14 protein-coding genes and 1 pseudogene are annotated in these 18,817 nt (G+C 60.8%); 6 read left to right on the forward strand and 9 right to left on the reverse strand.

The features are described from left to right. The first annotated feature begins 124 nt into the window (after window positions 1–124). Window positions 125–1,978 carry an ABC transporter ATP-binding protein gene (locus AB4N42_RS17730; protein ID WP_334597649.1) on the forward strand — a complete coding sequence of 618 codons (1,854 nt, stop codon included), beginning with the start codon at window positions 125–127 and terminating at the stop codon, window positions 1,976–1,978. 35 nt (window positions 1,979–2,013) lie between these two features. Here the strand turns inward: AB4N42_RS17730 and AB4N42_RS17735 are convergent, their stop codons facing one another. The 8 genes and pseudogenes from AB4N42_RS17735 to argH all read right to left on the reverse strand — a co-directional run bounded on the left by AB4N42_RS17735 (window position 2,014) and on the right by argH (window position 10,592). Further along, window positions 2,014–3,192 carry an MFS transporter gene (locus AB4N42_RS17735; protein ID WP_460115074.1) on the reverse strand — a complete coding sequence of 393 codons (1,179 nt, stop codon included), beginning with the start codon at window positions 3,190–3,192 and terminating at the stop codon, window positions 2,014–2,016. Window positions 3,193–3,261: 69 nt separating this feature from the next. Continuing rightward, window positions 3,262–4,612, reverse strand: a pseudogene (locus AB4N42_RS17740) (MmgE/PrpD family protein). Beyond that, window positions 4,609–5,511: a polysaccharide deacetylase family protein gene (locus tag AB4N42_RS17745; protein WP_030138897.1), complete on the reverse strand. Its 903-nt coding sequence runs from the start codon at window positions 5,509–5,511 to the stop codon at window positions 4,609–4,611. The pseudogene AB4N42_RS17740 and the gene AB4N42_RS17745 overlap by 4 nt, the downstream one beginning before the upstream one ends. Next, entirely contained in the window at window positions 5,504–6,352 is an 849-nt protein-coding gene (locus tag AB4N42_RS17750; RefSeq protein WP_460115075.1) for a polysaccharide deacetylase family protein, read from the reverse strand. The genes AB4N42_RS17745 and AB4N42_RS17750 overlap by 8 nt, the downstream gene beginning before the upstream one ends. Window positions 6,353–6,506: 154 nt before the next feature. Continuing rightward, entirely contained in the window at window positions 6,507–7,331 is an 825-nt protein-coding gene (locus AB4N42_RS17755) for an ABC transporter substrate-binding protein (RefSeq protein ID WP_460115076.1), read from the reverse strand. A 39-nt stretch (window positions 7,332–7,370) separates the two neighbouring features. After that, the gene (locus AB4N42_RS17760) at window positions 7,371–8,135 is read right to left on the reverse strand and encodes an amino acid ABC transporter ATP-binding protein (RefSeq protein ID WP_030138894.1); all 765 of its coding nucleotides are present in this window, start codon (window positions 8,133–8,135) and stop codon (window positions 7,371–7,373) included. A gap of 10 nt (window positions 8,136–8,145) precedes the next feature. Further along, on the reverse strand, window positions 8,146–9,024 hold the full coding sequence (locus tag AB4N42_RS17765) for an amino acid ABC transporter permease (protein WP_030138893.1): 879 nt from the start codon (window positions 9,022–9,024) through the stop codon (window positions 8,146–8,148). Between the two features lie 140 nt (window positions 9,025–9,164). Continuing rightward, on the reverse strand, window positions 9,165–10,592 hold the full coding sequence (gene argH / locus AB4N42_RS17770; RefSeq protein ID WP_407683612.1) for an argininosuccinate lyase: 1,428 nt from the start codon (window positions 10,590–10,592) through the stop codon (window positions 9,165–9,167). Between the two features lie 295 nt (window positions 10,593–10,887). Between argH and AB4N42_RS17775 the strand changes: the two genes are divergently transcribed. Then, complete coding sequence (locus AB4N42_RS17775; protein WP_460115077.1) at window positions 10,888–11,853, forward strand: LysR family transcriptional regulator; 966 nt, start codon at window positions 10,888–10,890, stop codon at window positions 11,851–11,853. Between the two features lie 61 nt (window positions 11,854–11,914). On the opposite strand, the gene rtcR is transcribed toward AB4N42_RS17775, so the two are convergent. Continuing rightward, window positions 11,915–13,534: an RNA repair transcriptional activator RtcR gene (rtcR, locus tag AB4N42_RS17780; protein WP_431145490.1), complete on the reverse strand. Its 1,620-nt coding sequence runs from the start codon at window positions 13,532–13,534 to the stop codon at window positions 11,915–11,917. Between the two features lie 202 nt (window positions 13,535–13,736). Between rtcR and AB4N42_RS17785 the strand changes: the two genes are divergently transcribed. The 4 genes from AB4N42_RS17785 to AB4N42_RS17800 all read left to right on the forward strand — a co-directional run bounded on the left by AB4N42_RS17785 (window position 13,737) and on the right by AB4N42_RS17800 (window position 18,811). After that, window positions 13,737–14,963: an RtcB family protein gene (locus AB4N42_RS17785; protein WP_460115078.1), complete on the forward strand. Its 1,227-nt coding sequence runs from the start codon at window positions 13,737–13,739 to the stop codon at window positions 14,961–14,963. Window positions 14,964–14,966: 3 nt separating this feature from the next. Further along, window positions 14,967–15,998 carry an RNA 3'-terminal phosphate cyclase gene (gene rtcA, locus AB4N42_RS17790; protein ID WP_460115079.1) on the forward strand — a complete coding sequence of 344 codons (1,032 nt, stop codon included), beginning with the start codon at window positions 14,967–14,969 and terminating at the stop codon, window positions 15,996–15,998. A gap of 107 nt (window positions 15,999–16,105) precedes the next feature. After that, window positions 16,106–17,479, forward strand: coding sequence for a sigma-54 interaction domain-containing protein (locus AB4N42_RS17795; protein WP_431145491.1), 1,374 nt, complete (start codon window positions 16,106–16,108; stop codon window positions 17,477–17,479). 183 nt (window positions 17,480–17,662) lie between these two features. Beyond that, window positions 17,663–18,811 (forward strand): iron-containing alcohol dehydrogenase, encoded by a 1,149-nt coding sequence (locus AB4N42_RS17800; protein ID WP_198796486.1) that lies wholly within the window; start codon window positions 17,663–17,665, stop codon window positions 18,809–18,811. Window positions 18,812–18,817 lie beyond the last annotated feature (6 nt).

An 18,817-nucleotide genomic window follows, 5' to 3' on the forward strand; every position in this document is an offset into this window, starting at 1 on the left:
AGTCATTCCTGGAAACTGCCTATAGGACGGATGACCTAGGCACATAAGCTGATGGCCCCTCGAAAGTCCTCAAATCCATCGTTAAATGCCAGAATCTCCCTGTCAGATCGTTTTGGAGATCACCATGCTTCACGCATTCGAACAACGGCTCGACCCTTTCCCGCCCGACGAAGTCCCACCGCCACCCGACGGTCTGGCCCGGTTCCTGTGGGCCTGCACCCGGGGCGCTCGCGGTTACATCCTGGCGTTCGCGCTGCTCAGCGCCGGTGTGTCGATCTACGAAGCCTGGCTGTTTTCTTTCCTCGGGCAAGTGGTGGACCTGCTTTCCACCTGGCAGTCAGGTGGCGATGCGGCCGGGCAGGAAAGCCGGGTGTTGTGGGGGATCGGCATCATGCTGGTCACCAGCATTGGCCTGGTCGCGTTGCGCACGATGGTTCAGCACCAGGTCTTGGCGATCAACCTGCCGTTGCGGCTGCGCTGGGATTTTCATCGGCTGATGCTGCGACAAAGCCTTTCGTTCTTCTCCGACGAGTTCTCCGGCCGGGTCACCACCAAAGTGATGCAGACGGCGCTGTCGGTGCGCGAGGTGCTGTTCACCCTCATCGAGATCATTCCCGGGATCGGCGTTTACTTCATCGCAATCATCGCGTTGGCTGGCGGCTTTGATTTGAAGTTGATGCTGCCTTTCATTGCCTGGGTGGTCTTGTTCGGTGTTGCCATGCGCTACTTCGTGCCGCGCCTGGAGAAAGTCGGGCAGGAACAGGCCAATGCGCGGTCGTCGATGACCGGGCGTATCTCCGACGCCTACACCAACATCACCACGGTGAAGCTATTCTCCCATTCCAAGCGCGAAGCCCATTTCGCCCGCGCCGCCATGGAGGATTTCAAGCAGACCGGTTTTCGCCAGATGCGCCTGGTCAGCCAGTTCGAGATCGTCAATCAGGCATTGGTGGTCGCGTTGATCATGGGCTCAGGCGGTTATGCCCTGTGGCTGTGGCATCAAGGCGAAGTGGGCACTGGCGCTGTCGCGGCGATTACGGCCATGGCGTTGCGCATCAATGGCATGTCGCACTGGATCATGTGGCAAATGACCTCGCTGTTCGAGAACATCGGCACCGTGCAGGATGGCATGGCGACCCTCACCCGTGGCCCCAAGGTGCAAGATAAACCAGACGCCGGCGTGCTGGTCACCACCGGTGGCGCGGTGACCTTCGACAACGTGAGCTTCAACTACAACGGCGAACGCCAGGTCCTCGATGGATTGAGCCTGAGCATTCGCCCGGGCGAAAAAATCGGCCTGGTGGGACGCTCCGGTGCCGGAAAATCAACGCTGATCAACCTGCTGCTACGCTTCTACGACGTGGACAGCGGCGAGATCCGGATCGACGGGCAGAACATTGCCCATATCACCCAGGACAGCCTGCGTAGCGCCATCGGCATGGTCACCCAGGACACATCGCTGCTGCACCGGTCCATCCGTGACAACATCGCCTATGGCCGACCTGACGCGACGGACGAACAAATCCGCAGTGCCGCAGCCAGTGCCCAGGCCGATGGATTCATCAATCAACTGAGCGACAAGCAAGGCCACTCCGGCTACGACACCCTCGTCGGTGAACGTGGCATCAAGCTTTCCGGCGGCCAGCGCCAACGCATCGCCATCGCCCGGGTGATGCTCAAGAATGCCCCGATCCTGCTGCTGGACGAAGCCACCAGCGCACTGGATTCAGAAGTCGAAGTGGCAATCCAGGAAAGCCTCGATGAAATGATGAAGGGCAAGACCGTGATCGCCATTGCCCATCGCTTGTCGACGATCGCGGCCATGGACAAGCTCATCGTCATGGATGAAGGGCGGATCATCGAGCAGGGCACCCACGCCGAATTGCTCGGCAAGAATGGTACGTATGCGCGGCTTTGGCATCATCAGAGCGGCGGGTTCCTGGGTGAGGATCAGGGTGTGGTTGAGGCGGTGGAGTAGGTGAGGGCGCTAGCCCCGTTTACCTGGCCAGCACATCACTTCTGCACAACCGCCACCCGACGACCGCTCAGGTAACACAGCAGCCCACCCATGGCGGTCAATGCGCTCAGGGCATAGAACATGGTCGGGGCCGGGGTGTGCAGCAGCAGATAGCCGCAGATCACCGGGCTCAGGGCGCCACCGAGGGCTGCGAGGTTTTGCGCGCCGTAGTAGCTGCCGCGCAGTTCTTCCGGGGCCAGCGTGTCGACGAACAGGAATTCGGCCGGGTAGATGATCATCTCACCGAGGGTGAAGATGAACATGGCCACGCACCAGGTCAGCATGTCGTCCGCCAGGCTGAAGCCGACCAGGCCCAGGATGAACAGGCCGGTGCCTGCGGCGATCCAGTGGCGCAGCTTTTCGCGGTCGAGGAACCGGCCGATCTGGTATTGCAGCAGGATGACCGTGATGGCGTTGCAGGCGAGTAGGGCGGCCATGATTTGCAGCGCGCGTTTGGAATCGTGGGTTACCAGCAGGTACTGCGACAGATAGAGGGTGAAGCGGCCGTGTACGACGGTGCTGAGCAGGCAGCCGCCGGTGAACATGATCAGGGTGCGGTCGTTTTTCAGGGTCTTCAATGTCTTGAGGAAACTGGGCGGTGGCGCCAGGGCCGGTTTTGATGCTGTGTCGCTGGGGATGCCGGTCATCAGGAAGATGCTCGCAAATGCGATGCCTCCGGCAATCAGGAACGGCGCAATCGGATAGACACCGGCAATCACCACACCGAGCATGGGACCGGTGGCGTAGCCAATGTTGGTCAGGGTGTAGCGCAGGGAAAACGCCTTGGCGCGCTGGCCGATGGGCAGGTTTTCGCTGAGGATCGCTTTGGAGCCGATCAGGAACAGCGCGGACGCCGTCTCGGTGATAACGACGGTCAGGGTGGTCAGGTAGAGGTTTTCGGCAAAAGTCAGCAGGACGAAGCCGATGGCGCTGGAGAGCATCGCCAGGATCAGCAACCGGCGCTTTTCCAGGCGGTCGATGATGTAGCCGCCGTAGAGGGCCAACAGGGTGGCGGTGAACACCGCGATGCCGAGCAGCAAGCCGACGTCCTGTTGGTCCAGGCCCAACTTGTTGCTCAAGAACAGCGTGAGCAAAGGGCTGGTAATGGCGCGGCTGACGACGATGGTCAGTGACACGATCATCAAGCGTCGAATAACGAGCGAGTAAGTGGCCACGGTGATGCAAATGTCCTTATTCAGATGTTGGCGTGCGCCGCGATGATCCGCGAACCGGAGCCAGAGTGATCAAGCCAGCCACCGTTCCAGTGTGCGAACGGATTCCAGCTGTTCAATGCAGCGCAGTTGTTCCATCAGTCCAGCCGCCTGCGCCGGTGGCATCACCCGCGTCGCCAGGTCGAGAAACTTCTCCTCCAGGACCCCATCACCCAGTGGATTGCCTGGCGCACCCAATGGCACGTCTACGCACAGGCTCGCCTGCCGACCGTCCACGGTCCGCAGCGTGACCAGCGGCTCGCCATCCTCGGACAGTAGCGGGTCAACTTCAAGGTGGATGCGCGACATCCATTGGCCCATGCATGGATCGTTGCGTTGCAGGTCGTCGTAGGCCTGCAACCGGCAATGCCCTTGCACCAGTCGCGCGGCCAAGGCATACGGCAGGCTCATTTGCGCGCACGGCAAGGGTAGTGACATCTCGGCCGCCACACATGTCGTGCAGAAATCCGCTCAGCGAAACGTGTATGTCTTCAATCTGGTCGAGTCGTACGTTCAATTGACCCAGCAGCAGGCCCAGGGCGTCGATGGCCGAATGCGTGCCTCGGCACGACGCGTAGGGTTTGATCGAGCAGCGGGCGAGCTTCCAGACCACACCGAGACCTGCATCCAGCGCTTCAGGCGATGACGTTGCCGGAGCCAGGGTTTTCAGGAAACCACCCCAGACGTCGTCGAACAATTGCGTCGGGCCGGTGATGCCTTGCCGGGCAAATCGCGCCGCCAGCAGGCCTCCTTCCGCGGCACGTCCGCTGTGCAGTTTCTTGCTTTGCGAGCCGTCATGGATGAACGCCCACAAGCCGCCGCTGAAACTGCCGGCAATGCCCAGGGCCGCAGAGGTCTGGCGCACATCCAGGCCGAGGATGCGTGCGCAGGCGGCGGCTGCCCCGAATACGCCGCAGGTTGCGGTGGAATGCCAACCGGCGCCGTTGTGGGCGGAATAACCGCCGCAGGCTTCGAGCACCCGACGGCCCACTTCGTAGCCGATCACTACGGCATTGATGAATTCGCGACCACTTACAGGCTGGGAAAGCAGTGTCATTGCTGCCATCACTGCTGGCAGGACGACCGCACCGGAGTGATCGCAACCACCAGTGTCGTCCAGCTCCAGGGCATGGGCGGCGACGCCGTTGAGCATCGCCGCCTGGGACGCGCAAACCTTCACGCCAGTGCCCCAGACCGGGACTTTTCCTGCTTCACCGACGAAGACCTTGCGGGCCTGTTCGGCGACACCGCTGTCGGCGCCGGCCAGCGCAGCGCCGAAGGTATCAAGGATGTGCCGCTTGGCTTGTGTCACCAACGCAGGTGGTAAGTCTTCGGATCGCAGGTCCACGCAGAATTGCGCCAGGCGTAGCAAGCGTTCGCTCATGAAAGATAGCCCCCTGAAACATCGCCCCGATAATGCCGCTCATAGACCGACGCCGGATGGTCCTCGGCCACCGGCGCTGCGGTTGCTGCCCACCACTGCGCGACCTCGGCGCCCGTGGCGATCCACACGTCATCGTGTTGTTGGATGCCCTTGATCAATTCACGCAGCACGCCTATCCGTCCTGGCGTGGCGATGATTTCCGGGTGCAGGCGGAGCACGTAGCAAAGGCCAAACCGGTGGAACCCGGCGAAGTCCATCTGCAGGTTGCCCAAGGTGTGGCTGTAGGAGGCGATCCGCGATTGTGCGGGTGGCACCGCCGGGCTCAGGTTGAAGGCGAAGTAGGGCTCGTCTTCGAGCTCATAATGCAGCGGCACCTCGATCACGCCAGGTGCAGTCGGGTGGGCGAATGGCAAGTCATCGCCGCGCCACGACGAGGACCAGCGAATGCCCTGGTCTTTCAAGGCCTCGATGAACCCCGGCGCGCCATTGCCCGCCGGGATTCGAAAGCCGACCGGGCGTTGGCCGGTCAGCCTGGCCAGGGTTTCGCAGCCCTTGGCGATGTCGTCGCTTTGCGCCGCCAGGTCCAGTGTGTCGTAGTCCTGATGGCGATAGCCGGCGCAGGCGACTTCATGGCCGTCGGCCAGGATCGCCTGGATGTGCCCGGGGTTTTCCTCGGCAACGATACCGGGAACGAACCAACTGCTGGGGACGCCGAGTTCCTGGAACAGGTCGAGCAACCGCTCGACGCCGCGTTGGGTGCCGTAGCGCCACACTGACAGGGTCTTGTCACGTCCGGCGACTTCCGGGGCCTGCGTGAGAATGCCGTGGATGTCGTTGTAATCCACGGTCAATACCACGGCGCAGCGATGGCCGTTCGGCCAGATTGGCGAATCAGCCATGATGATGCTCCTTGAGCCACCACTGGGCGACGTCACGGCAGGTGGCGAACCACACGTCATCGCGGGTGCGCATGTGTTCGAAGAGTTTTTCCAGCAGCAGGATGCGGCCCGGCTTGCCGGTAATCTTGGGGTGGAAGAGGGTGGTCAGGCATAAGCCTTCGTCCATGGCGCCGTCGTATTCGCGGCACCAGTTATCCAGGGTCAGCGCGTAACTCGCCGTGCGATCCAGCCCGGAAGGGAAGTTCGGCGCGCGGGTGTAGGCCAGGGAGGCGTAGTCGTCCATTTCCCAGCGGCCGGGGATTTCCACCAGCGGCCTATCGAACCCCGGCACGTTCACCAGGTACGGCCGGTCATCGCCGCGCATGCTGCTGGAGTAGGTCACACCGGCCTCGACCAACATGGCCGGGGTTTCGGCGCGCCAGTCGCCGGACGGCGTACGGAAGCCTTCGGCGCGGATGTTCAAGTGCTGCCAGAACACCTCGCGGGAGATCTTCATCACGTCCTTTTGCTGTTCCAGCGTCAGGGCGTAGAACGATTCGTGCTTGTAGCCGTGATAAGCCACCTCATGGCCGCGCTCGACGATCGCCTGGCACTGTTTAGGCCAGTTCTCCACGACCCAGGCCGGGACGAAGAATGTCGTCGGGATACGGAACTCATCCAGCAGATCGAGCAAGCGTGGCAGTGCCCGGTAAGGGCCGTAGCCACCGAAGCCGAAGTATTCGGGCTTGCGCCAGATCGAGCCGTTTAGCATGGCATCGCCGGTCGGGCCATCGAGATCGAAGGCCAGGGCGAGGCAGGCTTTGTAGTTGTCAGGCCAGGTGGGTTGGGTTGAGGAGGACATCTGTAGTGCTCCAATAATCTTTCAAATACACAACCCATCCCTGTGGGAGCGAGCTTGCTCGCGATGAAGCCGGCACATTCAACATCTGCGCCGGCTGATACACCGCTTTCGCGAGCAAGCTCGCTCCCACATTGGATTCAGGTTGCCTGCGCTATCACTTCCCGGCGTTGATCGTCACCGTCTTGATCGCACCCAGCTCCAAGTCCCACTTCTTGAGAATCACCTGGTAGCTGCCGTCATCGATCATGCTTTGCAGCGCAACCTTCACTGCCTCGCTGAGCTCAGGTTTCTTCTTGCTCACGCCCATCCCGCTGTACTGCTCGGAGATTGGCAGGCCCACGGTCTTGTACATGTCCTTTTCCTGGGTCTTGAGGTACGGCAGGGTTTCGCTGCCTTGCATGGCCGCGTCGATGCGGCTCTGGCGCAGTTGCGCACGGGCATCGGCCGAGCCTTCGGTGCCGATCACATTGATCGCGGGCTTGTCGGCGGCTTCACAGTTGGCCTTGCTCCACGCGGCGATTTCCGCCGGGAAGTTGGTGCGGCGGCTGGTACCGACTTTCTTGCCGCACAGGTCGACGATCTCGTTGGTGTCCTTGTTTTTCTGCAAGGTGTAGAACTGCGGGCCGCTGGTGAAATAATCGATGAAGGTCACGCTGGCCTGACGCTCGGCGGTGTCGGTCATGCCCGACAGCACCATGTCCACGCGGTCGGTCGTCAGGGCGTTGATCATCTGTTCGAAGCCGGTTTCCTGCCATTTGATCTTCACGCCCAGGCGCTCCGCCAGGGCATTGCCCAGGTCGTAGTCAAAGCCGGTGAGGGTGTTGGTGGCCGGGTCCTTGAAGTCCATCGGCGGGTAGTTCGGCATGATCGCTACGACGATCTCGCCCTTGGCCTTGATGCTGGCCGGCAATTCGGCCGCGAAGGCGAAGCCTGAGGCCATGACGCTTGCGAGTACTGCGGGAATGATGAAGTTCTTCATGGTCGTTCTCTTATGAGTGTTGTGAGCGCCAACCGGCGCTTAGGTTCGAACGGCAGAAATGAAGCTCTGGGTGCGAGGGTTTTGCGGACTTATTAGTATTTCTTCGGGGCTTCCAGCCTCCACGATCTGTCCTTCGTCCATGAACACCATGCGGTTGGAAACCTCGCGGGCGAAGCCCAGTTCATGGGTGACGACGATCATGGTCATGCCGGTCTGCGCAAGATCGCGCATCACCGACAGCACCTCACCGACCAGTTCCGGGTCGAGTGCCGAAGTGGGTTCATCGAACAGCATCAGCTTGGGCCGCATGGCCAGCGCGCGGGCAATGGCAACGCGTTGCTGCTGGCCGCCCGACAGTTCGATCGGGTAGCTGTTGCGCTTGTCGGCCAGGCCGACGCGGGCGAGCAATTCCAGGGCTTCTTCATTCGCCTCTTTCGGGGAGCGCTTGAGCACCTGGCACGGCCCTTCGATGATGTTCTGTAGCACGGTCATGTGCGGGAACAGGTTGAAACGCTGGAACACCATGCCGGTGGACAGGCGCTGGCGGGCCACTTGCGTTTCGTTGAGTTCGTGCAGCTTGTTGCCGACGATCCGGTAACCCACCAGTTCGCCGTCGACCCACAAGCCGCCCTTGTCGATTTTTTCCAGCTGGTTGACGCAGCGCAGCAAGGTGCTCTTGCCCGAACCGGAGGGGCCGATGATGCACAACACTTCGCCTTGCTCGACTTCGATGTCGATGTCCTTCAGCGCGTGGAACTGGTCGTAATATTTGTTCAGGCCCACGGCCTTGACGATGCTTCTCATGTGGGGCTCCTCAAGAACGCTTGCCGGCGCCGCGGGCGAAACGACGCTCCAGGCGGCTTTGGCCAAAGGACAGGACGGTGACGGTGGCCAGGTACCAGATCCCGGCGACGATCAGCAGCTCCATCACGCGGGCGTTGGCGTAGTAGATGTTCTGGGCGTTGTAGAGCAGTTCCGAGTACTGGATGACGCTCGCCAGCGAGGTCATCTTGACCATGCTGATGAACTCGTTGCCCACCGGCGGGATGATGATGCGCATGGCCTGGGGCAGGATGATCCGGCGCAGCGCTTGCAGGCGCGGCATGCCGATGGACTTGGCGGCTTCGTATTGCCCGGTGTCCACCGAGAGCAGGCCGGCGCGCACCACTTCGGCGGTGTAGGCGCCCTGGTTGATGCTCAAGCCAAACAGCGCAGCCACGAACGGCGTCATCAGGCTCACGGTGTCCATCTCGAACAGGCCGGGGATGCCGATGGTGGGGAAGATCAGCGCCAGGTTGAACCACAACAGCAGTTGCAGGATCAGTGGGGTGCCGCGAAACAGCCAGGTATAGGTCAACGCCACGTAACGCAGGATGGGGTTGGCCGACATGCGCATGATCGCGGTGATCACGCCGAACACGATACCCAGCGCCATCGCCAGCACCGCCATGACGATGGTATTGAGCAAGCCCCACATGATCGCCTGGGAGGTCAGGAACTGACCTATGTAGGACCACTCGATCTTGCCCTCGGCGAAGGCACGCACCAGGCCGATGAGTGCGATGACGATCACCGTGGCGAAGAAAATCCGCCCGTAGTAGCGTCGGGGCACGTGGTCGTACTGGGTGATGTCGAACTGGTTTTCCGCCAGCTTGCGCTCCGCCTGGAGTCGTTCTGCCTGTGTCTGGCTCATGTTGGTTCTCCGTACTTGGTTTCGCCGCCATCACTGTGGGAGCGAGCTTGCTCGCGATAGCGGCGGATCAGCCAAGTTGATGTTGAAAGTGAAACCGTAATCGCGAGCAAGCTCGCTCCCACAGGTTTAGTGGCGCTGGTTCAAAGACGAAATCCTTGATAGTCCTCGGTCCATCGCTGCTGGGCGGCGAGGGCGGTTTTCAGGCGGCTGATCTGTTCACGCACCTGTTGCGGCGCAGTGCCTCCCCAGCCGCTGCGCGCAGCGATGGCGGCCTCGAGGGTCAGGCTTTCGCGGACTTCCGGGGTGAGCCGCGGGTCGATTTCCGCCAGCAGCGCCGCGGAGGCGTCCCACAATTCGATGCCGTGTTTCTCGCACGCCTGGACCAGTGCCCCAGTGATTTCATGGGCCTCCTTGAACGGCACGCCGCGCACCGCCAGCCAGTCGGCGACTTCGGTGGCGAGGGTAAAGCCCAGCGGCGCCTGGCGTCGCAGTTCCTCGACGTTGACCTTCATCGTCGCAACCATCCCGGCCATGGCCGGCAGCACCAGCAGCAGGGTGTCGACGCTGTCGAGCACGCCGTGCTTGTCTTCGCTCAAGTCGCGGTTATAGGACAGCGGCAACGATTTGAGCGTGGACAACAACCCGGTCAGGTTGCCGATCAGCCGGCCCGCCTTGCCCCGCGCCAGTTCGGCGATGTCCGGGTTCTTTTTCTGCGGCATGATCGAACTGCCGGTCGCGTAGGCATCGTCCAGTTCAACCCAGCGAAACTGCCGCGACGACCACAGGCAGAACTCCTCGGCGAGGCGTGAGATGTTGATGCCGAGCATACTGGCGATGAACAGGAACTCGGCGACGTGATCTCGGCTGGCCACGGCGTCGATGGAGTTCTCGCAGACACCGCTGTAACCCATTTCCTTTGCCGACTGCTGAGGTAAGCGAGCGATTGCCGAGCCCGCCATGGCCGCCGCACCCAGCGGGGACAGTGACGTGCGCGCGTCCCAGTCCACCAGGCGCTGCACGTCGCGCAGCATCGATTGGGCATGGGCGAGCAAGTGATGGGCAAACACGATCGGTTGTGCTTGCTGCAGGTGAGTAAATCCGGGGCAGATGCTCTCGACATGCTGCTCGGCCTGATCCACCAGCGCCTGCTGCAGGCCCAGCACCTCTACGGCCAGGGTGCGCACATGGTCACGCAGGAACAGCCGCAGGTCGTTGGCGGTCTGGTCGTTGCGCGAACGACCGGCCCGCAGCTTGCCACCCAGGGCACCCAGGCGCTCGGTCAGCAGCCGCTCGATGAAGGTATGGACGTCTTCGTCATCCAGGGTCGGGGCAATGCTGCCGGCGCGGTAATCCGCGCCGATACGCTCCAGCGCGTCGAGCATCGTCAGGGTTTCCTGCTCGCCAAGCAGTCCGGCGCGCTGCAATTCCCGGGCATGGGCCTTGGACCCGGCGAGGTCGTACGGGGTGAGCCGGAAGTAACGTTCAGGACAACGGGACAGGGCCGCCAAGGCTTCGGAAGGTCCGCTTTTGAAACGGGCACCCCAGAGACGGTCGGTGGTTTGGGACATTGTTGTTTTCCTCGTCGGTAACGCGAACTGAAACGGGTACTCCAGGCCATGACGCCGCCACAAAAATCGGCGAGCGAAGTCAGGCCAGAGCAGTTTTCAAGGGGGCAGTTGCATCAGTGCGAGAGCTGATCGAAGTGTCAGCTTTTGATGTTTCCAGATCAGCGGTTTGGCGCTGATCCTCGGGATTTATTGGCAGTTGCCAAGCCTGGTTTTCTGTGATCATTATTATTAGGCCAGCGTGTTTTTGTTGTTGGGCACAGGTTGTTGAATAGGGCGCCAGAGGTAAATAAGCATTATGGAAACCCCACTTTCCAATTCCGGAAACCCGCCGCCGAAGGCGCCGCAACGGGCGCCACTGGCCCTCAGCGGGCTGGACTTCAAACTGCTCAAAGTCTTCAAGGCCGTGGTCGAGGCGGGCGGCTTCAGCGCCGCGCAGAATGAGCTGAATGTGGGGCTGGCAGCCATCAGCAAACAGATTTCCGACCTGGAAATCCGCATCGGAATGCGCCTTTGCACACGGGGGCGAGAGGGGTTTCACCTGACGGAAGAAGGACGCCTGGTGTATCAGGCGTCAATCGATTTGTTTGCCTCGGTCGACAACTTTCGCGACCGACTTAGTTCCGCGCAAAACGAACTTGTCGGCGACCTGGGTATAGGCGTTATTGACAACACGATCTCGGATTCAAACTCTCCGTTAGTTGCTGCGCTTAGACAGATCAATGAACAATCGCCCAAGGTCAGGTTTCAACTTCAGGCCACGCAACTTGATGAAGTTGAAAGAGGTGTCGTCGAGGGACGGTTGGTAGCGGGAATCGTGCCGATTTATCAAAAGCGCGAAGAATTCGACTATTACGCACTTTATGAAGAGCGCTCGGAGGTTTATTGCGCCGTCGATCACCCGCTGTTTTCCATGGCGGATGCGGACATGGGCGAAGATGTGCTCAAGGAACACGAGTGCATCAACCATCGCTATGCGGTTCATCGCGACAAATTGAAATTCGCCCGCTACGACAGCTTTTCCGCGTCGGCCACCCAGGTGGAAGCCGTTGCGCTGCTGATCAAGACGGGCCGTTTCCTGGGCTTCCTGCCCCAGCATTACGCCGCGCCGATGGTGGCGCGGGGAGAGTTTCGCGCCGTTCGTCCGGACCTGATCAACATTGTCACGCCGTTCAGTCTGATCCTGCGCCATAACATCGTGCGCAGCCCCTTGGTCAAGGCATTTGCCGAGGCACTGGGCGTGGATTTGAAAGTGACGGTTTGATTGTTTGTTGTACGCAACTCTTTGTTATTCGATGGAGAACTAAGAAGGGCATCGGCATAGCTCAACGACGCGGCCCTGAAAGCGCGTGAACCTGGCTCCAGGTGATATTGAATCGAGCCAGGAATTTTCGGATTCGATCGGAATCGTTAGGCGATGCCTTGGCTGTCCGGCTATGGGCGAAGAGCTTGCGCCCGGCGTCCGCCTGGCTTGCCGCTGTGCGACACACCCTCAAGACCGACTCCAGTTGCAGGCGATCGAACAGGTCGATCTCAAGTCCGGCGTTAGCCAAGTGCTCGGACAATGGATCGGAGGTTGCCGGCAATCGCCAGTCCTGGCGCAGTCGCTCCAACTCATCCTCCACAAGCGCCATGTCGATGCGGCCGCTATCCGCCAGGGTCGCCATGCGCGTGATTGACGCTGAGAGCTGCCTGAAGTTTCCGGACCAGTTCGCATCCCTACTCGTGGCGAACGACAAATATCGGCGTCGGGCTTCGGCACTGAAGCGAACCCTGTGACCGTTGTCCCTGGCATATCGCTGTAGCTCGAAATCGATGTTAGGTTCGATGTCCTCGCTGCGGTTGGCCAGGCCAGGCAGGACGAATGTCCAGATGTTGATCCTGGCGAGTAAATCTTCGCGGAACCGGCCTTCGATGACACGCGCCTGCAGGTCTCGATTGGTACCGGCGATCAAGGTGAAGTCAGACTCGACTTCTTTATCGGAGCCCATCGGCAAGAATCTTTTTTCCTCGATCGCTTTCAGGAGCATCGCTTGTTCATCGAGCGGCAGCTCGCCGATCTCGTCGAGGAACAACACGCCCCTGTGTGCCGAGCGCAACAACCCTTCTCGCGCCTGTTGCGCGCCGGTGAACGCACCTTTGGTATGGCCAAACAATGTCGACATCGCGGTATCGCCGCGCAAGGTGGCGCAGTTGACCTCGACGAACGTGCCATCGACCTGGTGGCGACCACGCTTGAGTTCGTAGATCTGCCGCGCCAGAAACGATTTTCCCGCCCCCGTGGGGCCGCTGATCAGGATGGGAGCCCGGGATCGAGCGGCGACCCGTTCAATCTGCTCGATGGTCCGGTTGAAAGCCGAGTTGCGTGTCGCAATGCCTGACTTGAGCAACTCCGTGCCTTGCAGGCGTTCAGCCTGGAATCGCTTGGCGATCTGGTCGTAGCGCTGCAGGTCGAGATCGGTGACGACATGTCTGCCTGCCGGGGCAGAATCGTCCTCCCGCGCGCCACTGGGTTGGGTCTGTATCAGTTTGGCGGGGATGTGGCGGGACTCGGCCAGCAGGAACCAGACGATCTGCTGGACGTGGGTACCCGTGGTGATGTGGACAAGGTAATCCTCGCCGGCGGTGTCAAACGGATAGCCCGCCGCGAAGTCATGCAGCGAGGCATACACCTCCTCGAAATCCCAGGGATTTTGCAGCGCCATGGGGTGCAGGCGAACCTCGGTTTCAGGCGATACCTGGGCGATATCCGCCGCGACTTTCAGGGCAAGATCGGTATCCCAGCGTGCTTCCCCGTGAATCAGTTCAAGCCGATCGATCAGCAGGTCGGGCTGTTGGCACAGCGAGAGGGTGGGGCGCCATTTGTTCCAGCGCTGCGAACCTTTTCCCACACGGTCGAGCTTCGATCCTAGAATTCCGATGGCGACTGTCTTTTTGGCGCGCATTGCGATCTATCCTGAAAGATATGTTTCGATAGAAAAGTATAGATATTTTATCGACCCATCGCATAGCAACGGAGCGAAGAACGCTTTCAGAGTTTCAATAATCATTTATAAATCAATAACATAAATAATTTATGATCCGCCAACGATCAAATTGGCATGCCGCTCGCTATGGAGTTCCCACACAAAAAACAGGAGCGAAACAATGACCACCCAAACCTATCAATTGCTTGAAGTCGAAAACGGTAAGCCGATCAAGATGTGGACCCGTGGTGTCCCGGTCGAGCCGGAGGCCAAGCAACAGCTGATGAACACTGCGCAGATGCCGTTCGTGTTCAAGCACATGGCAGTCATGCCCGATGTTCATTTGGGGAAAGGCTCGACGATCGGCAGCGTGATCCCGACCAAGGGTGCGGTGATTCCCGCAGCCGTCGGGGTCGACCTCGGGTGCGGAATGTCGGCAGTGCGCACTTCGCTTCGCGCCGCCGACCTTCCCGATAACCTGTTTGGCCTGCGTACGGCCATTGAAAAAGCTGTTCCGCATGGACGCACTTCCGGGCGCAACGGCCGTGACAAGGGAGCCTGGGAAACCACGCCGCAAATCGTCGACCAGGCCTGGTCGGCGCTCGAAGGCCGGTTCGACCTCATCACCGACAAGCACCCGCGCCTGAAAAAGACCAACAACCGCAAACACCTCGGGACGTTGGGCACCGGCAACCATTTCGTCGAGGTCTGCCTGGACGAAGCCGACCATGTCTGGGTGATGCTTCACACCGGTTCCCGTGGCGTAGGGAACATGATCGGCACCTACTTCATCGAGAAGGCCCGCGAGGAAATGCGCAAGCACATGGTCAACTTGCCTGACCGGGACCTGGCCTACCTGCGCGAAGGCACGTCCAGCTTCGATGACTACGTCGAGGCGGTTGAATGGGCCCAGGACTTCGCCAAGCAGAACCGCGCGGTCATGATGCTTGCGGTGCTCGACGCCGTGCGGTCGATCATCACCAAGCCTTTCGAGTCCCGGCTGGTCGCCGTCGACTGCCACCATAACTATGTGGAGCGGGGCACCTATTTCGGTGAGGACATCCTCCTTACGCGCAAAGGCGCCGTCTCCGCGCAGAAGGGGCAGATGGGGATTATTCCGGGGTCGATGGGCGCCAAGAGTTTCATTGTGCGTGGACTGGGGAATGAAGAGGCGTTCTGCAGTTGCTCGCATGGTGCCGGCCGAGTGATGAGCCGTACCAAGGCGAAAGAGGTGTTCACCGTCGAGGACCAGGTTCGGGCGACCGCCCATGTCGAGTGCCGCAAGGATGAAGCCGTCATCGACGAAATCCCGATGGCTTACAAAGACATCGACGCGGTCATGGAGGCCCAGCGCGACCTGGTGGAAGTCGTCCATACCTTGCGCCAAGTCGTCTGCGTGAAGGGCTGATCGATGAGCCAGGATCTGACTCTGATAGACGGCACCCACGGAGGAGGGCAGGTGCTCCGTACCGCCCTCAGCCTTTCCATCATTACCGGTCGACCGTTCCGGATAACGGGGATACGCGGCAAGCGCTCCCGTCCCGGATTGTTGCGCCAGCACCTGACCGCGGTGCAGGCTGCGGCTGAAATTTGTGGCGCCAGGATCCTCGGGGCGGAACTCAACTCGACAGCCATTGAATTCCGGCCCGGGAGCGTAAGGGCAGGGGACTATTCATTTGCAATCGGGACCGCCGGCAGCACGATGCTGGTGTTGCAGACCTTGCTGCCTGCGCTCTTGCAAGCGGATGGCCCCAGTACAGTCCGGATCAGTGGGGGGACGCATAATCCAGCCGCGCCGCCCTTCGATTTCATCCAGAAGGCGTGGCTGCCCTTGATCCAACGCATGGGGGCGCAGGTAGAACTGACGCTGGTCAAGCATGGATTCGTGCCCGGCGGAGGCGGCGTGGCGGAAGCCACCGTACGACCTTCGGCCCTTCACCCGCTGGCGTTGTGCGGTGAGAGGGAACCCGTGACTATCGTTTCGGCCGGAGCGCTGGTTTCGGCGCTTCCTGCCTCGATTGGCAACCGGGAGCTTGATCGGCTCGCGGCAAGGCTCGGGCTGGAGCGGCACGATCTGTCCGTTACCGAGCTGGGGGAGCAGGCGGGGCCAGGCAATGTCGTATCGATCATCGCCATGAAGGCAGGGACAACCGAGGTGTTCAGCAGCATCGGGCAAGAACGCCTGCGTGCGGAGCAGGTGGCTGACGAGGCGATCGACGAATTCAAAGCGTGGGCTCAATCGAACTCAGCGGTAGGCAATCACTTGGCGGATCAACTGATGCTGCCGATGGCAATTGCCGGTGCGGGCCAACTCACCACGGTGCGCCTGAGCAATCACATCCGAACGAATGCCGCTGTCATCCAGCAGTTCATCGATGTTGATGTGCGGCTGACCGAATCTGGTAATCAGGCCAGCATCGCTGTTGGGCCTCATCCTCGCTAGACGGTTTCCAGCCAGCCCGTTGAATCAGCGCCAATCGTTTGTGTCGCCTCAAACCGCGGCTCTACGTTTACACTTGACGGTCACACCCCCTGGAAGGAACGTCCCCGGTGAATGTCAACGACGCCAGTTTCGAAGAGCTGCTCAACGCTTTGCATGACGGCGTCTACATCACCGATGGCGACGGCAAGACGCTGAAGGTCAATCAGGCCTATGAGCGCCTGACCGGGCTCAGCGGCGCGGATCTCATCGGCCGATCCATGCGAGAGCTGGTGAAGGAGGGCGTCATTTCGCAATCGGCTACCTTGCGGGTATTGCAGGGTGGTCGGCCGGTGTCGGTGATGCAGAGCCTGAGCCAGGGCAAGAAGCTGCTCGTCAGCGCCACGCCGATTCTCGATGCTGGCAAGCGGATTTCATACGTGGTCAGTACCGTGCGCGACATGACAGAGCTGCTGCGCATGAAGCATGAGCGCGATGAGCTGCAACAGCTCAAGCAACTGCGCAACAGCACCGCGAAGCTCCACGCCGGCCAACGAGACAATCTCCTGCGTTCGCCGCTGATGGCCGATCAGGAGGTGTCCGGCCGCGTCCTCTCGCTGGCTCGCCAGGTTGCCAGCAGCTCGGTCAAGGTGTTGCTCCAAGGTGAAACCGGTGTCGGCAAGACCCTCGTTGCGCAGTTCATCCATAACGCCAGCCCCCGAGCCAGCGAACCCTTTCTCGCGCTCAACTGCGGCGCACTGCCGGAAAACCTGATCGAAGCCGAGCTGTTTGGCTATGTGCCCGGAGCGTTCACCGGCGCCGGCCCCAAAGGCAAGCGTGGCCTGCTGGAGCTGGCGCATCACGGCACGCTGTTTCTCGACGAAATCGGGGACTTGCCGTTGCCGGTGCAGGTCAAGCTGCTCAAGGTGATCGAAGAAAACCGCTTCATTCCGGTGGGTGGCCTGGAGCTGAAGGAAGTCGATGTGCGCATCATCAGCGCCACCCACCACGACCTCAAGCAGCAGGTGGCGCAGGGGCGTTTTCGGGCTGACCTGTATTACCGGCTCAACGTGGTGCCGATCCACATTCCGGCACTGCGCGAACGTCGGGAGGAGATTGCGCCGCTGCTGCATTACTACCTCGACCGGTTCAACACCCGTTATGAACGCCAGGTCCAATGGAGTCTCGAGGCCCTCGACCTGATGTGCGACTACGACTGGCCTGGCAACATCCGCGAGTTGATCAACCTGGTCGAGCGGCTGGTGGTGACCAATCAGACCGGGACCGTCGAGGCGCTTGATATGCCGGAAGAGCTCCTCGACCTCAATCCACCCAACACCCGTGAGACTGGCCTGCCGCTGCGCAAGGTACTGGAAAATGCCGAGCGCAGTGCGATTCGTGCCGCGCTGCTGACCCACAAGACCACGCGCCTTGCGGCCAAGGCGTTGGGGGTGAGCCAGGCCACCGTGGTGCAGAAGATGAAACGCTGGGAACAGTCTGATTAGGATCCTGATCAGACCCAGCCAAATCGATCAGAAAACTAATCGGCATTGATCCGTAAAAACCCTCCTGCTCGCGTGAAAATCGCGCAAGGCCCCGTGCAATAAGGGCCTTGTGGGCATTGGCACGCCTTTCGCTATCTCCTGTGGCACGTCTTCCAATAAAACAACATCAACTGGACGAGCCCGATGAATATCTCTGCTTTCAAAATCGCTAACAAATTGATCACCGGACCTGGCGCAATCGAGCAGCTTTGCGCGGAACTGACGCGCCTGGAGGTCAAGAATCCACTGATCGTCACAGACGTCATCCTGGTGAATTCCGGCACCGTTGATCTCGCGCTCGCGCAACTCGGCGACCGCCGCTACGGCATTTTCGACCAGGTCAAGCCGGAGCCTGAAGTAGCCATCGTCGAAGACTGCACCCGTGCTTATCGTGAGGGCGGCCACGATGGATTGATCGCCGTGGGTGGCGGTAGCGCCATCGATATCGCCAAGGGCGTCGTGGCGTTTGCCGGGCATGCAGGTCCGCTGAGCGAACTGTTCGGTGTTGATCTGGTGAAACGCAAAGGCCCTGCGTTGATTGCCATCCCGACGACTGCCGGCACAGGCTCGGAAGTCACCAACGTGGCGATTTTTTCCGACAAGCAAGCGCAGCTGAAGAAAGGCATCGTCAGCGACTACCTGTTGCCCGACGTTGCCTTGGTCAGCCCGGCCATGACATTGACTTGTCCGCGCAGCGTGACGGCGGCCAGTGGTGTCGACGCACTTGTGCATGCGGTCGAGTCGTATATTTCGGTAAACGCTTCGCCAATCACCGATGCCATCGCCCTGGGCGCGATCAGGCTGATCACCAAGGCGCTGCCGAAGGCCTATGCCAACCCAACCAACCTGCAGGCTCGGGAAGACATGGCCACCGCCAGCCTGATGGCCGGCATGGCGTTCGGCAACGCGGGGGTAGGGGCGGTGCATGCGCTGGCGTACCCGCTGGGCGGGCGGTTCAACATCGCCCACGGCGTCAGCAACGCCTTGCTGCTGCCGTATGTGATGGCGTGGAACAAGACTGCCTGCGTCGAGCGTTTTCGCGACATCGCCGAAGCCATGGGCGTGCGCGTTGCGAACCTGAGCGACAAGGATGCGGCAGACCAGGCTGTCAGGGCCATGGCCGACCTATGTGCCGCCGTGGATATCCCCTCTGGCCTGCGCAGTTTCAACGTGCCCGAAGACGCTATCCCCGCGATGGCCGACGAGGCCAGCAAGATCGACCGCCTGATGCGCAACAACCCGCGCAAGCTGACCGCCGCCGATATCGAGAAGATCTATCGCGCTGCCTATTGATCTTTG

The organism is Pseudomonas sp. H2_D02 (genome assembly GCF_054677635.1).